The organism is Stenotrophomonas sp. YJH_SMC_105-26 (assembly GCF_059368915.1).
On record NZ_JCAFSD010000001.1, the window covers coordinates 858392 to 878452 of the forward strand.

A 20061-nucleotide genomic window follows, 5' to 3' on the forward strand; every position below is an offset into this window, starting at 1 on the left:
GCAATGGCAGCATGCCGCAATGGGGTCAGAGCCGTTTCCTGGCGGAAACGGATCCGACCCCCGGCGCAAAAGGTCAGAGCCCTTTCCTTGGCGGAAAGGGCCCCGACCCCGGCGGGTGCTGCTTAGAACGTGCCGCTGAAGTTGGCGAACAGGGTAGCGTCCTGCGCGCGCTTCTGGCCGGTCGACGCGCTCAGGCCGAAGTTGCTCTGCAGGCCAAACAGCTCGGTGCGGGCGCCCAGCACGACGGTGGCGTAGTTCTTGTCGAACTTCATGCCCGGCACGCGGTAGCTGCCCAGTTCCGGCAGGGTCTGCAACCAGGCGCTGGCCTGCTTGGTGTCCTCGAACTCGTGATCGTAGGTCACCTGCGCGTACGGCTTGACGGCGCCGCCATCGAAGCGGGCCTGCCAGCCGATGCGGCCGACGGTCGAATCGACGTTCTGGCGGTCGTAGCCCAGTGCGGTGGCCAGGGTGCCAGCCGCGGCGCTTTCGGTGTAGCCGTCGATCTTCACCTTCTGCCAGATCACCGAGGCGATCGGGCCGTGGCGGAAGCCGCCTTCGGTGCCGAACTCGTAACCGGCGTTCAGGGCCGCGGTCAGGTTGCTGCCGTCCGGCGAACCACCATGCTCACGGGTGGCCGGGCCCAGCTGGACCTTGCGGTTCACGTCATAGGACAGCCAGGTGTAGCTGACCTGGCCGTTCACCCAGATGCGGTCGCCATACCAGCCGGCGAACAGACCGGCGGTGGTGTCCTTCTGGGTGAAGTCGCCACGGCTGTTGCCGAAGTCGGCGCTGAGGCGGCCGAAGCCGGCGAAACCGCCGAACACCATGCCGTCGCGGGCCCAGTCGATACCGAACAGGCCGGCCGGGGCCAGGCCGTCGTACAGGTCGGCGTGGTCGTAGCGCTGCAGGTCGCCGCGCACGCCGCCCCACCAAGACAGGCCGTCAGCCGGACGACCACCCAGGTGCATGCTGACCTGGTCGGCGCGCGAGCGGCCGATGGTCTGTGCCGAGTGGCTCAGCACCTGCTGCAGGCGCGGGCCTTCCAGCACCGAGACCGCGTACTGGCCCAGCAGCTGATGACCGGCGGTGGTCGGGTGCACGCCATCGGCGAACAGGTAGGTGTTGGCCGCATCCGGGCTGACGTAGCTGGTCGGGTTGCAGGTCAGGATGCTCTGCGTCGAGTTGGCCGGATCGATCTTGCAGGCGGTGCTGGTGACGTTGGTGAAGCCGTACATGCCCGGGTTGGCGGTCACTTCACGCAGGATGCTGAAGGTGTCGAGCGGAATGAACTCGATGCCCGCCTGCTTCAGACCACCGTACAGGGCCTTGTTGTAACCGGCCGACAGTGCAGTGGCGGCGGCGGCGTTGGGGCCACGGAACTGCGGAGTGATGCCCACGTCCGGCAGATTCGGCACGAGCACGTACTGGGCACCGGCCTGCTTCAGGGCGCCCACCAGCGCGATCTGGTCGGTGACCGCGGCGCCGATGATGCCCTGCACCTGGGCCTGCGAGGCACCGCCGGCCGCTGCGCGCGTGGCCGCGAACAGATCATTGGCACCGCCCCATACGGTGTACAGGGCATTGGCGTCAGCCTTGCCACCATTCGCAGCAAGGTAACGGGTCGCCTGCGACTTCAGCGACGGAATGGCTCCGAGGCCACCCGCTTCGTCGGTCGATACACGGGCGCCGCCGACGGCGTAGTTGTCACCGTTCTGGCCATTGCCGTTGGGCGTGCCGTTGAGGCCGTAGTAGTTGGCGACCTGCTGCGCCCACACCCAACCCGGGTTGGTGGTGAACTGGCCGGTCACCGGACGCACATCGGCCGGCAGCAGCGGGCGGAAATAGCCAGCGTCGGTCAGGCTGTCACCGAAGAACACGGCCTTGGAATAGGGGGATTCGCCTGCCATGGCCGGAAGCGCGGCCAGCGCGATCGCGGCCGCCATCAGGGAGCGGATCGGGCGTTTGCTGAGCAGCATGTAAAAAACTCCTGTGGGGATATCGTTGAGGACCCGGCGGACGTACGCCGGCGCACGGTGAATGGTTCCACTGCGCCGCGTTTTGCTCACGCTGCGCCGCCGCATGGATTGTCGCCTGAGGGCGCTGGACCATGCTGTGCCGGGGCTGGCGATCAACGAAATTTGCAAGGGTTCCGATCCGCGCAGGCCATCGGCGACAATGCGGCGATGAACATCCAGCTCAACGGCGAACCCCGTACCCTGCCCGCTTCGGCGACCCTCCACGACCTGCTGCAGGCCGAGCAGCTGCTGCAGCGCCGGGTGGCGGTGGAGGTCAACGGCGAGATCGTCAGCCGCAGCCGCCATGGCGAGCACGTCCTGGCCGAAGGCGACGTGGTGGAGATCGTGCACGCGCTGGGCGGGGGCTGAGGCCTGCGCGGGTGTTCAGGGGTCAGATCCCTTTGCCGATGGCAAAGGGATCTGACCCCACGCTCGACCCCGCCCTCTGCGTGACCCCATCTTCAGGCGGATAAGCGATAATCGCGCCATGAACGTTCATGTCTCCCCCGATTCGCTGGTGATCGCCGGCAAGACCTATGGCTCGCGGCTGCTGACCGGCACCGGCAAGTTCAAGGACCTGGAAGAAACCCGCCTGGCCACCGAGGCCGCTGGCGCCCAGATCGTCACCGTGGCCATCCGCCGCACCAACATCGGGCAGAACCCGGGCGAGCCGAACCTGCTGGACGTGCTGCCGCCGGAGCGCTTCACCATCCTGCCCAACACCGCCGGCTGCTACACCGCCGAGGACGCCGTGCGTACCTGCCGGCTGGCCCGTGAGCTGCTGGACGGCCACAACCTGACCAAGTTGGAAGTGCTGGGCGACCAGAAGACCCTTTACCCGGACGTGATGCAGACCCTGAAGGCCGCCGAGCAGCTGGTCAAGGACGGTTTCGAGGTGATGGTCTATACCTCCGACGACCCGATCCTGGCCAAGCGCCTGGAAGAGATCGGCTGCGCTGCGGTGATGCCGCTGGCCGCGCCGATCGGTTCGGGCCTGGGCATCCAGAACAAGTACAACCTGCTGCAGATCATCGAAGACGCCAAGGTGCCGATCATCGTCGACGCCGGCGTCGGTACCGCGTCGGACGCGGCGATCGCGATGGAGCTGGGCTGCGACGGCGTGCTGATGAACACCGCCATTGCCGGTGCGCGCAGCCCGGTGCTGATGGCCAGTGCGATGCGCAAGGCGGTCGAGGCCGGCCGCGAGGCCTTCCTTGCCGGGCGCATCCCGCGCAAGCGCTACGCCAGCGCCTCCTCGCCGGTGGATGGGCTGATCGGCTGATGACCAATCCTTTTGACAGCGCCGGTTCCAAGGCCCCGCCCAAGCCCTTCACCGTGAGCGAGGGCCGCCGCGAGGTGCGCAGCTTCGTGTTGCGCCAGGGCCGCTTCACCCCTGCCCAGCAGCGCGCGTTCGACGAACGCTGGCCGCGCTTCGGCCTCGACTACACCGGCCAACCGCGTGACCTGGACGCCACCTTCGGCCGCCCGGCACACAAGGTGCTGGAAATCGGCTTCGGCAACGGTGCCGCGCTGCGCTTCGCCGCCCAGCACGACCCGTCGCGCGACTACATCGGCATCGAGGTGCACGCCCCGGGCGTGGGCCGTCTGCTGAACGCGCTGGCCGAGGACAATGCCGACCACGTGCGCCTGTACCACCACGATGCGGTGGAAGTGCTGCAGAACGAGATCGCCGACGGCGCGCTCGATGAAGTGCGCATCTACTTCCCGGACCCGTGGCACAAGAAGCGCCACAACAAGCGCCGCCTGCTGCAGCCGGCGTTCGCCGAACTGCTGGTGCGCAAGCTGCGCCCGGGCGGCCGCCTGCACTGTGCCACCGACTGGGAGGACTACGCCGAGCAGATGTGGGATGTGCTCGATGCCACCGCCGGCCTGGTCAACCGTGCCGGCCCGCGTGGCAGCGTGCCGCGCCCGGACTGGCGCCCGCAGACCCACTTCGAGACCCGCGGCCAGAAGCTCGGCCATGGCGTCTGGGACCTGCTGTACGACCGCACCTGACGATCGCCTGAGGACGCCGCGCCCCACATGGATACCGCGCTGACGCTGACCAACGACATGAAGCTCGTGCTCGGGCTGGTCGGCTTCACGATGGCGATGTTCCTGTTCGAGCGCATCCGCGCCGACGTGGTCGCGCTGGTGGTGCTGGTGGTGCTCGGTGTCACCGGACTGATCGCGCCGGAGGAAATCTTCGGCGGTTTCTCCGGTAACGCGGTGATGAGCATCATCGCCACCACCATCCTCGGTGCGGGTCTGGACCGCACCGGGGCGCTGAACCGGCTGGCCGCCTGGCTGCTGCGGCGCGGCCACGGTGTCGAGCAGCGGCTGCTGATGATGACCACGGCCATCGCCGGCCTGAACTCATCCTTCATGCAGAACCCGTCGGTGATGGCGTTGTACCTGCCGGTCGCCTCGCGACTGGCAGCGCGCACCGGGCTGACGATGCAGCGCCTGCTGCTGCCGATCTCGGCGGCGATCGTGATGGGCGGCGCGCTGACCATGGTCGGCAATTCGCCGCTGATCCTGCTGAACGATCTGCTGGCCTCGGCCAACAACAACCTGCCCTCCGGCCTGGCCACCATCGAGCCGCTGCGCATGTTCGCGCCGCTGCCGATCGGCGTGGCACTGCTGGTCGCCTCGCTGCTGTACTTCCGCTACTACGGCGACCGCAAGCTGATCGAGGAAGAAAACCTGGTCAACGACGGGGTCACCCCGGCGCGAACCGAGAGCTACTTTGCCAAGACCTACGGCATCGAAGGCGATGTGTTCGAGCTGGTGGTCAGCGCCGAAAGCCCGCTGGTCGGCATGACCCTGGGCGAGGCCGAGACCCTGCACGATGCGCCACTGCTGCTGGCCCTGAAGACCGGCAATGACACCCGCCTGGCGCCGCCGGCGGAGATGCGCATCTGGGTCGGCAGCGTGCTCGGTGCGATGGGCCCGCGCCAGCAGATCAGCGACTTCGCGCAGAACCAGTTCCTGCGCATGTCCTCGCGCCTGAAGCACCTGGGCGACCTGTTCAACCCCAGCCGCGCCGGCATTTCCGAGGCGGTGGTGCCGCCGACCTCGAACGTGATCGGCAAGAGTGCGGCCGACCTGCGCCTGCGCAAGGAGCGCGGCATCAGCCTGCTGGCGATCAACCGCGACAAGCAGGTGATCCGCGAGGACGTGCGTGACGTGCAGCTGCGCGCCGGTGACATGCTGGTGTTCCACAGCATCTGGACCGACCTGGCGCAGGCTGCCAAGAGCCGCGACTTCGTGGTGGTGACCGACTACCCGACCGGCGAGCAGCGCCCGCACAAGTTCAAGATCGCGATGGCGATCTTCGCGTTGACCATCCTGATCGCGCTGACCAGCAAGCTGCCGGTGGCGCTGACGCTGATGACCGGCGTGGCCGGCATGCTGCTGACCGGCGTGCTGCGCATGGACGAGGCCTATGCCTCGATCAACTGGAAGACGGTGTTCATGATGGCCGGGCTGATTCCGCTCGGCTGGGCGATGGACTCCAGCGGTGCGGCCGCGTGGGTGGCCGGCCATACCATCGACAAGCTGCCGACCGGCATTCCGGTGTGGGTGCTGGAGGTGGCGCTGGCGCTGCTGACCACGGCGTTCTCGCTGGTGATCAGCCATGTGGGCGCGACCATCGTGATGGTCCCCATTGCGGTGAACCTGGCACTGGCGGCGGGTGGCAACCCGACCGCGTTCGCGCTGATCGTGGCGCTGTCGGCGTCCAACAACCTGATGACGGCCTCCAACCCGGTGATCTCGATGATCACCGGCCCGGCCAACTACACCCCGCGCGAGATGTGGCGGGTCGGCGGCCCGTTGTCGCTGATCTACACCTGCGTGGTGGTGCTGATGATCAACCTGATGTTCTGAGGGGCTTGATCGGCAGGGCTGCGCCCTGCACCTGCAGAAGCCGAAGCAACAGCAACAGCGGGCATTCCGTGGGATGGCGGGGCACTGTGGGTTTGCGGGGACGCCGTAAACCCATCCATGGGGGCTTGGCCGCGGCATCCATGCCGCTCACACCCCGCAAACCCACAGTGCGCCGCCTTCGACAGTTTCACGCGGCTGGTGGTGGGTGCCGACCGTTGGTCGGCACGGATCTCGCTCTGGTAGCTGTCGACCTTGGTCGACACGGCTTTTGTAGCGTCGAGCCGTGCTCGACTGCTTCTGGCCTCAAGCCAGGTAGACCTGCCCGTCGCGCACGTCCACCGGCACCGCGCGCAGGCGGTCGCCCTTGCACGGGCCGGCGATGCAGTCGCCACTGTCCAGCGCGAACGACGCGCCATGCGCGGCGCACACCAGGTGGCCCTCGCGGCTCTTCAGGAACTGCCCCGGCGCCCAGTCCAGGCGGCGGCCGGCATGCGGGCAGATGTTCAGGAATGCGCGCACCTGCGCGCCGTCGCGGTACAGCACCAGCGATTCGGCATCTCCATCGACCACCGCTTCGACCTCGGCAAACGTGCCATCGGAAATGGCATCCAGGGCGATCAGGGCAGCAGCGGCAGTCATGGCGAAGGCTCGTACGGTAAACCCGCATTGTCGCATGCCCACTCAGGTGACTGGCTGCGACATGAACACAAGTCATTGATCCGTAATAAGCACAGGCTATATTTAACGAGTTTTTCACTCAATGACAGTGGCGCGTCCCGATACTCTGGTTTCGCTGATCCCAGCCTATCGAGCCGCCATGTTCAATCGCGCATCCGCCTTCAACCAGTTCCGCACCCTGTTCGCGCCGCGCAAGCCGCGCCACCCGCTGGTGCGCGTTGCCGTGGGCCTGCTTGGCCTGGCGATCCTGGCCGCGATGGTGTTCATCGGTGTGTTCGTCGGTGCGGCGATGATCCTGGTCGGCCTGGCGTGGAAGCTGCTGGCCTCGCGCAAGCCGGGTGTTGCCCGTCCGGTCGACCCGACCGTGGTCGAAGGCGAGTACCGCGTGGTACGCAAGCCGGTGTTGCCGGCCTCGCGCTGATCCACCTCCTCCGCGCCCGCTGACGGCGGGCGCCATGCGTTCTAGACTGCGGGCACGCCCTTCCTGGATGCCCGCATGTCCGATGTCTCCGATGTGATCCCTGCCGTAGCCTTGCCGCGTGTGCCGGTAGCCGGTGGTGGCAGTTTCCCCGTGCACCGCATCTACTGCGTCGGCCGCAACTTTGCCGACCACGCCCGCGAAATGGGTGCGGCAGTGCCGGCGGCCGATGACCGTGGCCGCCCGATGTTCTTCAGCAAGCCAGCCGATGCGATCGTGGTCGGCCACGACGATGCAATCCCCTACCCGCCAGCGACCGCCAACCTGCACCACGAAGTGGAGCTGGTGGTGGCGATCGGCCGCGATGCGCCCGCCGGCGAGCTGGCCGTGGCCGACGCCGACGCACTGGTCTACGGCTATGCCGTCGGCCTGGACCTGACCCGCCGCGACCTGCAGGCCGCGGCCAAGGACAAGGGCCACCCGTGGGACGCGGCCAAGGGCTTCGACGCCTCCGCGCCGATCAGCGAAATCGTCCACGCCGAGGAAGTCGGCGACCTGGCCGCGCTGAACCTGTCGCTGGAGGTCAACGGCGAGGTGCGCCAGCAGGCTCTGCTCGACCAGATGATCTGGAACGTGCCGGAGATCCTGCATGAGCTGTCCAAGCTGTGGCAGCTGCGTGCCGGCGACCTGGTGTTCATGGGCACGCCGTCCGGCGTGGCCGCGCTCAAGCCCGGCGACCGCTTCAGCGCGCGCCTGGAAAACGTGGCCGAGCGCCACGGCGTGATCGCCGGCTGACATCACCTGCGCTACCCTGCGCGCTGTCCACTTCCCCACCGGAGAAAAACAACAATGGGAATGCTCACCGAGTTCAAGGAATTCGCGATGCGCGGCAACGTCATCGACCTCGCCGTCGGCGTGGTGATCGGCGCGGCCTTCGGCAAGATCGTGACCGCACTGGTCGAGAAGATCATCATGCCACCGCTGGGCTACCTGATCGGCCGCGTGGACTTCTCCAGCCTGGCCTGGACGTTGTCGCCAGCCCGGCTCGGACCGGATGGCAAGGAGATCCCGGCGGTGGTGGTTGGCTACGGCGACTTCATCAACACCGTCATCCAGTTCGTGATCGTGGCTTTCGCGATCTTCATCGTGGTCAAGGCGATCAACCGCCTGTCGCGCAAGAAGGAAGCGGCACCGGCGGCGCCGGCCGAAGAAGTGGTGCTGCTGCGCGAGATCCGCGACAGCCTGAAGAAGTAAGGGTACCGGGCGCCTATGGGCGCCCCTCCCACCTGTAGAGCCGAGCCCACGCTCGGCTGATCTGCAAAGGCAGCCGAGCATGGGCTCGGCTCTACAGAAGCAGGCGAAAGCCCCGCTCCGGCGGGGCTTTCGCTTTGCTGCATCTGGCGGAAAACAGCATCCGCGCCAGCCATGACCTCCCGCCCATGCGCCGGGCTGAACGACTGTTAAGCTCCAAGGCTTAGGTCCCTTCCCGGAGTTGTCCATGCGTCGCCGCGTCCTTGCCATCGCATCCTCCCTCGCCCTGTTGGCCGCCCCGGCCTTCGCGGCACCGCGCACCACCACCCTGCCCCCCGCCTCGCTGGCGACCGCCGCGCAGCTGCGCGACCAGGCGCTGGCCGATGACACCGGCTGGAAGGTGGTCGAGTCGCTCACCACCGAGATTGGTCCGCGCATCGCCGGCAGCGAAGCCGATGCCCGCGCCGTTGCCTGGGCCGAAGCCAAGTTCAAGGCCCTGGGCTTCGACAAGGTCTGGAAGGAGCCGGTGACGTTCCCGAAATGGGAGCGTCGCAGCGAACACGCCGCCGTGACCGGCAGGAACCCGCAGCCGCTGCAGATCACCGCACTGGGCGGCAGCCCGGGTGGCACCGTGGAAGCCGAGGTGGTGCGCTTCGCCGACCTGGCCGCGCTGCAGGCCGCACCGGCAGGTTCGCTGAAGGGCAAGATCGCCTTCGTCGATTACCAGATGCTGCCCTTCCGCGATGGCCGCGATTACGGCCGCGGCGGTGCGATCCGCAGCAAGGGCCCATCCGAAGCCATCCGCAAGGGCGCGGTCGGCTTCCTGATGCGCTCGGCCGGTACCGACTCGCACCGCGTGCCGCACACCGGCATCACCCGTTTCGATGACGGCCTGACCCCGGTGCCGTCGGCCGCGCTGTCGGTGCCCGATGCCGACCAGCTGGCCCGCCTGCTGGCGCGTGGCAGCACCACGGTGAAGGTGGCACTGGATTGCGGCTGGGACGGCACCGCCACCTCGTACAACGTGATCGGCGAGATCACCGGCCGCAGCCTGCCGAAGGAAGTGGTGGTGATCGGTGGTCACCTGGATTCGTGGGACCTGGGCACCGGCGCCGTGGATGACGGCGCGGGCGTGGGCATCACGATGGCCGCCGGCCACCTGATCGGCCAGCTCAAGCAGGCACCGAAGCGCACCATCCGCGTGATCGCCTTCGCCAACGAGGAACAGGGCCTCTACGGCGGCAAGGCCTATGCCGAGGCACACGCCAAGGACGTGGCCCTGCACCAGCTGGCCGCCGAGAGCGACTTCGGCGCAGGCCGCATCTACGCCTTCAATACCGGTTCACCGAATCCGGAAGGCTCGCGTGAAGCGACGAAGCAGATTGCCGAAGTAATGAAGCCGCTGGGCATCGAGTACCAGGCCGACAAGGGTGGCCCGGGCCCGGACGTCGGCCCGCTGGCCGCCAAGGGCGGTGCGTGGGCGTGGCTGGTGCAGGATGGCTCGGACTACTTCCACCTGCACCACACCGCCGACGACACGCTGGACAAGATCGACCCGAAGGCGCTGGCGCAGAACGTGGCCGCGTATACCGTGTTCGCGTACCTGGCGGCGGAAGCCGACGGCAGCTTCGGCAGCGAGGCCAAGGCGACCACGCCGCCGAACGAGTGATGCGGTGACACAGGGGGTCAGAGCCCTCGCCCTTGGCGAGGGATCTGACCCCTGATCGTATTAGCTCTCCCAGACCCGGGTGTTGCTTACCCCGATCGTCTGCGGCTTGAACAGCGGATCACGCTGCTTGCGCTTCTGCGCCTCGTAATCGCGCAGTGCGGCCAGGGCAGGCCTTTGCAGCAGCAGGATGGCGATGATGTTCAGCCAGCTCATCAGGCCGACGCCGATGTCGCCCAGCGACCAGGCCACTGTGGCACTGTTCACCGCCGAGTAGCCGGTCGCTGCCAGGAACAGCAACTGGAAGACGCCCATCAGCCACGCCGCCGGCCGATCGCGGCACAGATAGCTGACGTTGGTCTCGGCCATGTAATACAGCGCCAGGATGGTGGTGAACGCAAACGGCAGGATCGCCAGCGCCACGAACGAACGGCCGAAGCCCGGCAGCGTCGATTCCACCGCGTGCTGCACGAAGCGTGGGCCGGCTTCGACACCCGGCAGATTGCCCAGCAGCAGGCGCGCCTCATCCGGAATACCGTTCACCGCCGGGTCGTAGACGTTGTACAGGCCGGTGGACAGGATCAGGAAGGCGGTCGCACTGCACACCACCATTGTGTCGATGTAGACCGAGAACGACTGCACCAGGCCCTGCTTGACCGGATGCGAGACTTCCGCGGCGGCGGCCGGATGCGCACCACTGCCCATGCCGGCCTCGTTGGACAGCACGCCACGGCGCACGCCCCACTGGATGGCGGTGCCGATCATCGCGCCGAACGCCGCATCCACGCCGAATGCACTGCGCAGCACCAGCATGATCACCTCCGGCACCCTGTCCGCGTTGAGCACCATCACCAGCGCCGCGACCAGCAGGTAGGCCACGGCCATCAGCGGCACCACCCATTCGGCCACGCGCGCAATGCGCCGTACACCGCCGATGAGGATGGCGCCCAGCACCACCAGCAGAACCGCGGTGGTGGTCATCACCGGCACGTCCCAGGCTTCGTTCACCGCGCTGGTGATCGCATTGGACTGCGTGCCAGCCAGCATCGCGCCCGCCAGCACCGTCACCAGTGCGAACAGCACTGCATACCAGCGTTGGCCGAGGCCTTTTTCGATGTAGTACGCCGGGCCGCCCCGGTACTGCCCCTTGCCGTCGCGGTCCTTGTAGATCTGCGCGAGCGTGGATTCGATGAAGGCACTGGATGCGCCAAGGAAGGCGACGATCCACATCCAGAAGATCGCGCCGGGCCCGCCGAAGGCGATGGCCATGGCGACGCCGGCGATGTTGCCCACGCCCACGCGGCTGGACAGCGAAAGGGACAACGCCTGGAACGGCGACACGCCGGCATCGGAGCGCTCATGGCGGAACATCAGGCGCAGCATGTCCGGCAATGCACGCAGCTGGATGAAGCGAGTGCGCACACTGAAGTACAGCCCGGTGAGCAGGCACAGCACCACCAGGTAGGGGCTCCAGACGATGCCGAGGATCGCGTTGACGATGGATTCGATGTTCATCGGCGGCCCCTCAGAAGAACATGCCCAGGGCGACCTGGGGGCTGATGATGCGGCCGGTGTTGCGGCCGGCCACGCTGAACTCGACGCCGGCGATCAGGCCCAGTGACGGGCTGAAGTGGTACTCCACGGCTGGCGCCAGGGTGACGCTGCGGCTGGCCGGGCGATGCTCGTCGATGCGTTCGAAACCACCGCTGGCGTTGCGCGCGAAACCCCTCAGGCGCTGGCCGGTCTCGCGGCTGGCGGCCACTTCCATCACGCCCACCCAGCGCGGATTGAAGCTGTACTCGGCGCCGACCGACAGGCCCAGCACCGACCCCCGGGAGATGTGCCCCTGGAAGCTGTCGTCGGTGCCGTAGACGCTGGCCCCGGAGATCGCCGTCCGCGACGGCGCAGGCCCGGCGCTGAGCTGGGCACGCCAGCGCAGCGGGCGGTCGTTACCCAGCCAGACCACCTGCTGCACGCCCAATGCGGCAGTGGTGCGCTGCACACCGTCGCCCTGCGCATCGAGCGGATTGCCGGTGATGCGGTCATGGCTGCCGGTGCTGAAGCGCTGCACCAGCGCGACCGAGATGGCCGGACGCGTGCCATCGGCATTGGGCGCCTGCAACAGGTACTGCAGGCGCGCGGTGGTGTCACCGGCACGGAAACCACTGCTGCGCGCTCCGCCCTGTTCGGCACGCGATGCACTGAGATTGACCTGCCCCATCACCCGGTCGCTGAAGCCGTAGATGATCGGTACCACCGTTGCCCATGCGCCGCTGCGTTGCCCACTGCGGCGGCGATGGCCGCCATCGTCGTAATGATCGCGGCTGTCGATCCGCACCAGATAGGGTTCGATGTACCAGTTGCCCTGCGGCAGGCCAGCCGGGTTGGGGGTGATCAGCGGCCCGGTGAAGTTGACGCCGTCCAGGCTGCGTTCGCTGGCTGCGGCACGGCCGTTGGCAAGGACGCTGGTCAGGACCAGCAATGCGATGAGGATACAGCGTGGGTGATGCATGGCAGCCTCTTCTGGACAACGTGGGATGGAGTTCCACCCTGCGTTGCCGGAAGCGGCTGACCAATAAGGAAACTTTCAAAACATCATGCGCGCTTGACGCAATTACGGACCCTGGAAGGGGTCAGAGCCCTCGCCTGCGGCGAGGGATCCGACCCGGGATACCGGATCAGCCGCGGCGGCTCGCCCACTGCGCCAGCAGTACCGCCGTGGCCGAGGCCACGTTCAGGCTCTCCACCGCGCCGCTGCCGGGAATCGAGACCTGCTGGTCGCACGCTCCCGCCAGGCTGCGGTCCATGCCCTCGCCTTCGGCGCCCATCACATACACCAGGCGGGCCGGCAGCGAGGTGCGGAACACGTCGTCACCGCCCTCCACCAGGGTCGCCGCCAGGCCGAAGCCGGCCGCACGCAGCTGCGTCATCGCCTGGGCGGTCTCCGGCAGCTGCACCAGCGGCACCGCTTCTGCACCGCCCTCGGCCACGCGCGCGGCGGCACCGGACAGCGCCAGCGTGCTGCCGGCCGGCAGCAGCAGCGCCTTGGCGCCGAAGTGTGCGGCCGAGCGCAGGATCGCACCGAGGTTGTGCGGGTTGCCCACGCCATCAAGCCACAGCGCCAGCGCCGGGCCGTCGCCGACCTGCTCCAGCCACTGCGCCAGAGGCAGCGCCGGTGCGCGCAGCACATCGGCCACCACGCCTTCGTGGTGGGTGGTGCCGGCAAGCTTGTTCAGATCGCCGTCTTCAACCACGCGATACCCCACGCGGTTGGCCACGCACCACTTCAGCAGCGGCTGGAGGCGCGGAATGCGCGCCTCCAGCAGGTACAGCTTGCGCAGCGCCTGTGGCCGCGCTTCGAACGCGGCCAGCACGGCATTCAGGCCGTACAGGCGCAGCTCGTCGCTGCCACCGCGCCCACCACCGCCCGTGGCCGGCACCTCCGGGCGCGGCAACGGCGTTGCGCGCGGCGGACGGGCGGACGGGCGGCGGTTGTTCCAGGGGTTGTTCACTTACACACTCTCCTGCTTGCGCTGGCGCCAGAAATCGGCGTTCTTGATGCCCAGGGCATCAGGGTCGAACACCGGATCCAGGCCCAGCTTCTTCTGTCGTTCGTAGTCACGCAGGGCCAGCATCGCCGGCTTCTGGATGATGAGGATGGCAATGATGTTCAGCCAGGCCATCAGGCCGACGCCGATGTCACCCAGCGCCCAGGCCAGGGTCGCATTATGGAACGCGCCGAACACCACCATGCCGATGATGCCCAGGCGCAGCACCAGCACGGTCAGCGGGCGCTTCCTGTTGTGGTTCACATAGCTGAGGTTGGTCTCGGCCATGTAGTAGTACGCCATGATGGTGGTGAAGGCGAAGAAGAAGATGGCCACCGACACGAACGCCGAACCCCAGCCCGGCAGCACCGCTTCCACGCCGGCCTGGGCGTAGCCCGCACCTTCGGGAATGCCGGCCAGGCCCTGGAAGATCGGCGCGGCGCCCTCCACCGGCGAGTACACGTTGTAGGTACCACTGGCCAGGATCAGGAACGCGGTGGCGGTGCACACCATCATGGTGTCGAAGTAGATCGCGAAGGCCTGCACGTAGCCCTGCTTGGCCGGGTGCGAGACTTCCGAGGCGGCCGCTGCATGCGGGCCCGAGCCCTGGCCGGCTTCGTTGGCATAGATGCCGCGCTTGATGCCCCACTCCACCGCCAGGCCCATCATCGCGCCGAATGCGGCATGCGTGCCGAAGGCACTCTTGAAGATGATGCCGAACATTTCCGGCACGCGGTCGTAGTTGATGATCATGATGATGATGGCCATCAGGATGAAACCGGCGGCCATGAACGGCACCACCACTTCGGCGAAGTTGGCGATACGCTTGACGCCACCGAAGATCACCACGCCCAGCAGCAGCGCCACCACGATGCCGATGCCCAGCTTCAGCGCCTGCACCGATTCCATGCCGAAGGCCTGGCCATCGAGCGGACCGCACAGCGCGGTGCCACGGCAGGCGTTGATGATGCTGTCGGCAATGGCGTTGGCCTGTACGCCCGGCATCAGGAAGCCGGCGGCGATGATCGTGGCGATGGCGAAGGCCAGCGCGTACCACTTCAGGCCCATGGCCTTTTCGATGTAGTACGCCGGGCCACCGCGGTAGCGGCCTTCGGCGTCCTTGGTCTTGTAGATCTGCGCCAGGGTGCATTCCACATACGACGTGGACGCGCCGAGGAAGCCCATCACCCACATCCAGAAGATCGCACCGGGGCCGCCGAAGGCGATGGCCGTAGCCACGCCGGCGATGTTGCCGATGCCCATGCGGCCGGCCATCGACATGGCGAGGGCCTGGAACGAGGACACGCCGGCGTCGGATTTCTCACCCTTGACGGTGAGGCGGCACATCTCGAAGAAGCCGCGGATCTGCATGAAGCGCGTGCGCAGGCTGAAGAACAGGCCGGCGCCCAGGCACACGAAGATCAGTGCCTTGCTCCAGATGATGCTGTTGATGAAGTGTACGGTTGCTTCCACGCGCGCTCTCTCCAGTCGGCGGGTTGTAAGGACGTCCCGTCGGCTGGAAGGGACCGGTCGATTCTCCCTGATCGCAGGCCGCTGCGGTAGCGCTGTCTTGTAGAGCCGAGCCCATGCTCGGCTTGGGCCCCCGAGGGCAGCCGAGCATGGGCTCGGCTCTACAACGGCCAGCCCGCGTGTTCACGGCAGCTGGGTGCGTACCCGGGCGAAACGGCGAAGGTCGTGCAGCACGCCGCGCTTGTAGACCGCGCAGCGCTCCACGCCCTCCTCCTGGAAGCCGTTCTTCTCCAGCACCCGCGCCGAGCCGAGGTTGAAGTCGACGACCGTGGCCTGCAGCCTGAACAGGCGCAGCTCGTCCATCACCCACGGTGCGAACAGCCCGACCACACGGGTCATCACGCCGTGCCCCCAATAGGCCTGGCCCAGCCAGTAGCCCAGTTCGGCGGTGTGCCCACGCTCGGCCATGCCCTGCTGGGCAGCGACGCTGCCGCAGGCCTGGCCGTCGATCTCGATGGCCAGATTCAGGGTTCCGGGGGCCAGCACGCGGCCGGCGAGAAAGGCCTCGCCATCGGTACGCGTGTACGGGTACGGGAAACGGTCGCGCAGGCCGCGCGACACCTCGGGATCGTTGGCGTGGCGCAGCAGCGATTCCAGATCATCCGGGCGCCAGGGGCGCAGCTGGAAGCCGTCGCCTCGAAGTGGCGTCAGAGCCCTTTCCCTTTGGGAAAGGGGTCCGACCCCGTCAGCGAGGGACCCGATCCCGTCGGTGTGCCGGTCAGGCATGGCCGCCCACCGACGGCGATTCCGCTTCCTGCTTCTCCAGCTCGCGCTTCACCGCTTCCGGCGAACGGGTGTACGGGGCAAGCCGCGCGTAGAACGCCGGCACCACGAACAGCGACAGGAAGGTCGAGAGGGTCACGCCGAAGATGATCACGATGCCGATCGTGCCACGGCTGGCCGAACCGGGACCACCGGCCACCACCAGCGGAATGGCGCCGACCACGGTGGCGATCGAGGTCATCAGGATCGGGCGCAGGCGCACCATCGCCGATTCAATGATCGCCTCGCGCACGCTGCGCCCATCGTCGCGCAGCTGGTTGGCGAATTCGACGATGAGGATGCCGTTCTTCGCGGCCAGGCCAACCAGCATCACGATGCCGATCTGGCTGAACAGGTTCACCGTACCGCCACTCACCCACAACCCGACCAGCGCGCCGAGCACGCCCAGCGGCACGGTCAGCATGATGGTGAGCGGGTGGATGAAGCTCTCGAACTGCGCGGCCAGCACCAGGTAGACCACCAGCAGGGCCATGGCGAAAGTGAGCAGCACGGCGCCACCGGCGCTCTGGTACTCGCGCGATTCACCCTTCCAGTTCACCTGCGCGTACTGCGGCAGCTCTTCCTGGGCCACGTTCTGCGCCCAGGCAATGGCCTCGCCCAGCGGATAGCCCGGCGCCAGGCCGGCACTGATGGTGATCGAGCGCAGGCGGTTGAAGCGGTTCAGGGTGCCGGCCTCGGCCACTTCGCTCAACGTGACCAGGTTGGACAGCGGCACCAGTTCGCCAGAGGTGGCGCGCACGCGGATCGCGGCCAGGTCGGCCGGGCTGGCGCGACCGTCACGTCCGGCCTGCACCAGCACGTCGTACTCCTCGCCGTTGTCGACGAAGGTGGTGACGCGGCGCGAGCCCATCATGGTTTCCAGCGCCGAACCGATCGCGGTGACCGGCACGCCGAGATCGGCCGCACGCTGGCGGTCGATGTTGACCCGCATCTGCGGCCGGGTTTCCTTGTAGTCCGAGTCGGGGCCGACCAGGCCGGGGTTGTCGGCCATGCGCAGCAGGATGCGGTCGCGCCACTGCGCGATCTCCGCGTATTCCGGCCCACCCAGCACGATCTGGAACGGCTGCCCGCCGCTGCGCACCAGGCCGCCACCGACCTGGGTACGCACACGCACGCCACGGATGGTGTCCAGTTCCTTCTGCAGTTCGTTGGCCACGTCCGGCGTGGCCTCGCTGCGCTGGCGCCACGGCTGCAGGAAGATGCTGACGCGGCCGGTGTGCATTTCCTCGCTGGCACCGAAGCCACCGGGCACGCGCGGGTTGGCACGCACGATCGGCTTGTCCGGGCCGACATGCGGGGCCAGCAGCGCCTCCACCTGCTGCACCTGCTGCACGGTGTAGTCGTAGCCGGCACCTTCCGGGCCGTCGATCATGATCTGGAACGAACCGCGGTCTTCGGCCGGCGCCAGTTCCGAGGGCAGCAGCTTGAGCAGGCCCCAGCTGGCGACCAGCGCGGCCACCATCACCAGCAGGTAGATCCAGGTGCGGTCGACATGGTGATCGAGCACCCGCCCATAGGCACCCGCGAGGCGCTCCAGGTTGCGGTTGATGAAGCCGTGCAGGCCACGTGGCGCCTGCCCGGTGTGCGGCTTGAGCAGCTTGGAGGCCATCATCGGCGTCAGTGTGAGCGCCACGAACGCGGACAACGCCACGGCGGCGGCCAGCGCCACTGCCAGCTCGCGGAACAGGCGCCCGGTGTTGCCTTCCAGGAAGCCGACCGGCAGGAACACTGCCACCAGCACGGCGGTGGTGGCGATCACCGCGAAGGCGACCTGCGCGGTGCCGCGCTTGGAGGCCACCAGCGGGGGTTCGCCCAGGTCGATGCGGCGCTGCACGTTCTCCACCACCACGATCGCATCGTCCACCACCAGGCCGATGCACAGCACCAGCGCCAGCAGGGTCAGCAGGTTGATCGAGAAATCGAACGCATACAGTGCGATGAACGCCGCGACCAGGCAGACCGGTACCGTCACCGCCGGGATCAACGCGGCGCGGAAACTGCCGAGGAACAGCCAGATCACCACCAGCACCAGGATCATCGCCTCCACCAGCGTGGCGTAGACGCGGTCCACCGCCGCTTCGATGAAGGTGGTGTTGTCGAAGGCGACGAAGATCTGCGTGCCCTTGGGCAGGGTCAGCGCCACCCGCTCGGCTTCAGCGCGCGCGGTACGCGCCACGTCCAGCGAGTTGGCCGTGGAGGTCTTGACGATGCCCAGGCCGATGCCCGGTTCGCCGTTGCTGCGGTAGTATGCGCGGCGTTCGGCCGAGGCCAGCTCGATCTTCGCCACGTCGCCCATGCGCACCACGTAACCGTCGCGGCCCTTGCCCAGCGGGATGGTCGCGAAATCTTCGGGCTTGATGTAGTTGCGCTCCACGCGCAGGGTGAAATCACGGTCGGTCGACTCGATGCGGCCGGCCGGCAGCTCCACGTTCTCGTTGCGCAGCGCGGTTTCCACGTCGCCGGTGGTCAGCCCGCGTGCGGCCAGCTGGTCCCGGTCCAGCCAGATCCGCATCGCATAGCGCTGGCGGCCGCCGATGCGGACCTGGGCCACGCCATCGAGGCTGGAAAAGCGATCGACCACGTAACGGTCGGCGTAGTCGCTCAGCTCCAGCGTGTCCATGGTCGAGGAGACCATGTTGAACCAGATGATGGGGTCGGCATCGCTTTCGACCTTGGCGATCTCCGGTGGCCGCGCCTCTTCCGGCATGCGGTCGGCCACGCGGCTGACCGCATCGCGCACGTCGTTGGCCGCCGCTTCGATATCGCGGTTGGAGGTGAACTCGATGCTGACCTGCGAGCGGCCGTTGGTGCTGCGCGCGTTGATCGTATCGATGCCTTCGATGCCGGCCAGCGCATCTTCCAGCACCTGGGTGATGCGGCTTTCAATGACCGCCGCCGAGGCGCCGGTGTAGTCCACCGAGACCGAGACGATCGGCGGGTCGATGGCCGGCAGTTCGCGCAGGGTCAGGCGGGTGAAGGACATCACGCCCAGCACCAGCAGCAACAGGCTCATCACCACGGCGAACACCGGCCGCTGGATGGAGATGTCGGACAGCTTCATCCGCCGTGGCCCTCGGCCGCGGCCGGCGCAGCGTCTTCAGCGGGCTTTGCACCACTGGCGGGCGCTGCGTCCTTGGCGGCAACCTTCAGGCCCGGACGCAGCTTGCCGGTGCCATCGACCACGATGCGCTGGCCCGCTTCCAGACCCTGCCTGATCTCGACCACGCCGGCACGGCGCGCGCCGGTCACCACGTCCACACGCTCGACGCTGTCGTCAGCCTTGATGCGGTACACGAAGGTATCGCGACCGACCTGCACCACGGCGATTTCCGGAATCACCAGCGCCGGGCGCTCGGGGCGGAACAGGCGCACGTCCAGCAGCATGCCAGGACGCAGCGCATGGTCGCCGTTGGCAAAGTCGGCGCGCACGGTCACGGCACGGGTGGCCGGGTCGATGCGCGCATCGATGGTGCTGACCACGCCCTCGAAGGTGCGGCCCGGCCAGGCCACGCTGGTGGCGCTGACCTTGTCACCGACGCCCAGCGCAGCCAGTTCCACTTCAGGCACCTGGAAATCGATGTGCATGTGCTCGATGTCATCGAGCGTGGCGATGACCGTGGTCGGAGTCACCAGCGAGCCAGGGCTGACCTGGCGGATGCCGAGCACGCCGGCGAACGGCGCGCGCACACGGCGATCACCGATGTCTGCCTGCATCTGCATCACGCGCGCTTCGGCGGCATCGCGGATCGACTTCTGCGTATCCAGCGTGGCGCTGGACACCAGCCGCTGGGCGGCCAGCTCGCGCTGGCGCTTGTACAGCTGATCGGCTTCATGGAAGGTCGCCTGCGCCTGCACCAGTGCGGCCTCCTGGGCCTGCCCACGCAGGGTCACGATCGGCGCACCGGCAGCAATGTGCTGGCCGCTTTCGAAATGCACTTTCTCGACGATCTCGCTGACCTTGGCGGTCACGCTGATCGATTCGCGCGCCTTGGCCGTGCCAAGCGCCTGCAGGGTGTCGCTCCACTGACGGGACTGCACGACCTGCGCAGTGACCGGCACCGCTTCTCCCTGCCGACGCGCGGCGGCCTCCTGTTTGCCTGCGCACCCGGCCAGCACGGCCAGGCTGAGGCCAAGGGCCAGGGTCGAAGCGATACGAGCCAACATGAACGGTCCAAATTGATCCACGGCCGCCGAGTGTAGGCAAGTGCCCCTGAAAGCGGTATGTGCCAAGCGTTTACCGGCGTGGAACCAGGGCTGCGATAGCGCCTTGAACCCATTCCG

General features: G+C 67.5%; 17 protein-coding genes. 8 read left to right on the top strand and 9 right to left on the bottom strand.

What is annotated here, in order from left to right:
- Window positions 1–122: 122 nt before the first annotated feature.
- A complete protein-coding gene (locus tag AC5P7F_RS04020; RefSeq protein WP_164077445.1) occupies window positions 123–1976 on the bottom strand; it encodes an autotransporter domain-containing protein in 1854 nt (617 codons plus the stop codon).
- A 207-nt stretch (window positions 1977–2183) separates the two neighbouring features.
- Here AC5P7F_RS04020 and thiS point away from each other — a divergent pair, with 207 nt between their 5' ends.
- The 4 genes from thiS (at window position 2184) to AC5P7F_RS04040 (ending at window position 5906) form a co-directional block, all read left to right on the top strand.
- On the top strand, window positions 2184–2384 hold the full coding sequence (gene thiS / locus AC5P7F_RS04025) for a sulfur carrier protein ThiS (RefSeq protein ID WP_005418796.1): 201 nt from the start codon (window positions 2184–2186) through the stop codon (window positions 2382–2384).
- Window positions 2385–2502: 118 nt separating this feature from the next.
- Entirely contained in the window at window positions 2503–3297 is a 795-nt protein-coding gene (locus AC5P7F_RS04030; protein WP_005418798.1) for a thiazole synthase, read from the top strand.
- A complete protein-coding gene (gene trmB / locus AC5P7F_RS04035; protein ID WP_019660186.1) occupies window positions 3297–4031 on the top strand; it encodes a tRNA (guanosine(46)-N7)-methyltransferase TrmB in 735 nt (244 codons plus the stop codon). Before AC5P7F_RS04030 ends, trmB begins: the two co-directional genes overlap by 1 nt.
- Window positions 4032–4058: 27 nt before the next feature.
- Window positions 4059–5906, top strand: a complete 1848-nt coding sequence (locus tag AC5P7F_RS04040; RefSeq protein ID WP_032957191.1) for an SLC13 family permease — start codon at window positions 4059–4061, stop codon at window positions 5904–5906.
- A gap of 303 nt (window positions 5907–6209) precedes the next feature.
- On the opposite strand, the gene AC5P7F_RS04045 is transcribed toward AC5P7F_RS04040, so the two are convergent.
- Complete coding sequence (locus AC5P7F_RS04045) at window positions 6210–6545, bottom strand: Rieske (2Fe-2S) protein (protein ID WP_053495813.1); 336 nt, start codon at window positions 6543–6545, stop codon at window positions 6210–6212.
- 178 nt (window positions 6546–6723) lie between these two features.
- Between AC5P7F_RS04045 and AC5P7F_RS04050 the strand changes: the two genes are divergently transcribed.
- The 4 genes from AC5P7F_RS04050 (at window position 6724) to AC5P7F_RS04065 (ending at window position 9922) form a co-directional block, all read left to right on the top strand.
- Complete coding sequence (locus AC5P7F_RS04050; RefSeq protein WP_005410817.1) at window positions 6724–7005, top strand: hypothetical protein; 282 nt, start codon at window positions 6724–6726, stop codon at window positions 7003–7005.
- 75 nt (window positions 7006–7080) lie between these two features.
- A complete protein-coding gene (locus AC5P7F_RS04055; protein ID WP_019660190.1) occupies window positions 7081–7797 on the top strand; it encodes a fumarylacetoacetate hydrolase family protein in 717 nt (238 codons plus the stop codon).
- Between the two features lie 54 nt (window positions 7798–7851).
- Window positions 7852–8256 carry a large-conductance mechanosensitive channel protein MscL gene (mscL, locus tag AC5P7F_RS04060; RefSeq protein WP_005418809.1) on the top strand — a complete coding sequence of 135 codons (405 nt, stop codon included), beginning with the start codon at window positions 7852–7854 and terminating at the stop codon, window positions 8254–8256.
- Window positions 8257–8500: 244 nt separating this feature from the next.
- Window positions 8501–9922, top strand: coding sequence for a M28 family peptidase (locus AC5P7F_RS04065; RefSeq protein ID WP_495204138.1), 1422 nt, complete (start codon window positions 8501–8503; stop codon window positions 9920–9922).
- Window positions 9923–9982: 60 nt separating this feature from the next.
- Here the strand turns inward: AC5P7F_RS04065 and AC5P7F_RS04070 are convergent, their stop codons facing one another.
- The 7 genes from AC5P7F_RS04070 to AC5P7F_RS04100 form a co-directional block, all read right to left on the bottom strand.
- Window positions 9983–11434, bottom strand: a complete 1452-nt coding sequence (locus AC5P7F_RS04070; protein WP_164077446.1) for an amino acid carrier protein — start codon at window positions 11432–11434, stop codon at window positions 9983–9985.
- A 10-nt stretch (window positions 11435–11444) separates the two neighbouring features.
- Window positions 11445–12431 carry a hypothetical protein gene (locus AC5P7F_RS04075; protein ID WP_049404925.1) on the bottom strand — a complete coding sequence of 329 codons (987 nt, stop codon included), beginning with the start codon at window positions 12429–12431 and terminating at the stop codon, window positions 11445–11447.
- Between the two features lie 166 nt (window positions 12432–12597).
- A complete protein-coding gene (locus AC5P7F_RS04080) occupies window positions 12598–13431 on the bottom strand; it encodes a TrmH family RNA methyltransferase (RefSeq protein WP_046432259.1) in 834 nt (277 codons plus the stop codon).
- Window positions 13432–14940, bottom strand: coding sequence for an alanine/glycine:cation symporter family protein (locus tag AC5P7F_RS04085; protein WP_049440417.1), 1509 nt, complete (start codon window positions 14938–14940; stop codon window positions 13432–13434). It abuts the gene before it with no gap.
- A 180-nt stretch (window positions 14941–15120) separates the two neighbouring features.
- Complete coding sequence (locus AC5P7F_RS04090; RefSeq protein WP_075076060.1) at window positions 15121–15723, bottom strand: GNAT family N-acetyltransferase; 603 nt, start codon at window positions 15721–15723, stop codon at window positions 15121–15123.
- The gene (locus AC5P7F_RS04095; RefSeq protein WP_032957173.1) at window positions 15716–18841 is read right to left on the bottom strand and encodes an efflux RND transporter permease subunit; all 3126 of its coding nucleotides are present in this window, start codon (window positions 18839–18841) and stop codon (window positions 15716–15718) included. The genes AC5P7F_RS04090 and AC5P7F_RS04095 overlap by 8 nt, the downstream gene beginning before the upstream one ends.
- Window positions 18838–19944: an efflux RND transporter periplasmic adaptor subunit gene (locus AC5P7F_RS04100; RefSeq protein ID WP_032957171.1), complete on the bottom strand. Its 1107-nt coding sequence runs from the start codon at window positions 19942–19944 to the stop codon at window positions 18838–18840. The genes AC5P7F_RS04095 and AC5P7F_RS04100 overlap by 4 nt, the downstream gene beginning before the upstream one ends.
- Window positions 19945–20061 lie beyond the last annotated feature (117 nt).

Bases quoted from the DNA above. Each gene is read 5' to 3' on its own strand.
- AC5P7F_RS04070 (WP_164077446.1), bottom strand. From the start codon at position 11,434: ATGAACATCGAATCCATCGTCAACGCGATCCTCGGCATCGTCTGGAGC.
- AC5P7F_RS04045 (WP_053495813.1), bottom strand. From the start codon at position 6,545: ATGACTGCCGCTGCTGCCCTGATCGCCCTGGATGCCATTTCCGATGGC.
- AC5P7F_RS04050 (WP_005410817.1), top strand. From the start codon at position 6,724: ATGTTCAATCGCGCATCCGCCTTCAACCAGTTCCGCACCCTGTTCGCG.
- AC5P7F_RS04020 (WP_164077445.1), bottom strand. From the start codon at position 1,976: ATGCTGCTCAGCAAACGCCCGATCCGCTCCCTGATGGCGGCCGCGATC.
- thiS (WP_005418796.1), top strand. From the start codon at position 2,184: ATGAACATCCAGCTCAACGGCGAACCCCGTACCCTGCCCGCTTCGGCG.
- AC5P7F_RS04030 (WP_005418798.1), top strand. From the start codon at position 2,503: ATGAACGTTCATGTCTCCCCCGATTCGCTGGTGATCGCCGGCAAGACC.
- AC5P7F_RS04075 (WP_049404925.1), bottom strand. From the start codon at position 12,431: ATGCATCACCCACGCTGTATCCTCATCGCATTGCTGGTCCTGACCAGC.
- AC5P7F_RS04095 (WP_032957173.1), bottom strand. From the start codon at position 18,841: ATGAAGCTGTCCGACATCTCCATCCAGCGGCCGGTGTTCGCCGTGGTG.
- AC5P7F_RS04090 (WP_075076060.1), bottom strand. From the start codon at position 15,723: ATGCCTGACCGGCACACCGACGGGATCGGGTCCCTCGCTGACGGGGTC.
- AC5P7F_RS04065 (WP_495204138.1), top strand. From the start codon at position 8,501: ATGCGTCGCCGCGTCCTTGCCATCGCATCCTCCCTCGCCCTGTTGGCC.
- AC5P7F_RS04040 (WP_032957191.1), top strand. From the start codon at position 4,059: ATGGATACCGCGCTGACGCTGACCAACGACATGAAGCTCGTGCTCGGG.
- trmB (WP_019660186.1), top strand. From the start codon at position 3,297: ATGACCAATCCTTTTGACAGCGCCGGTTCCAAGGCCCCGCCCAAGCCC.
- AC5P7F_RS04100 (WP_032957171.1), bottom strand. From the start codon at position 19,944: ATGTTGGCTCGTATCGCTTCGACCCTGGCCCTTGGCCTCAGCCTGGCC.
- AC5P7F_RS04055 (WP_019660190.1), top strand. From the start codon at position 7,081: ATGTCCGATGTCTCCGATGTGATCCCTGCCGTAGCCTTGCCGCGTGTG.
- mscL (WP_005418809.1), top strand. From the start codon at position 7,852: ATGGGAATGCTCACCGAGTTCAAGGAATTCGCGATGCGCGGCAACGTC.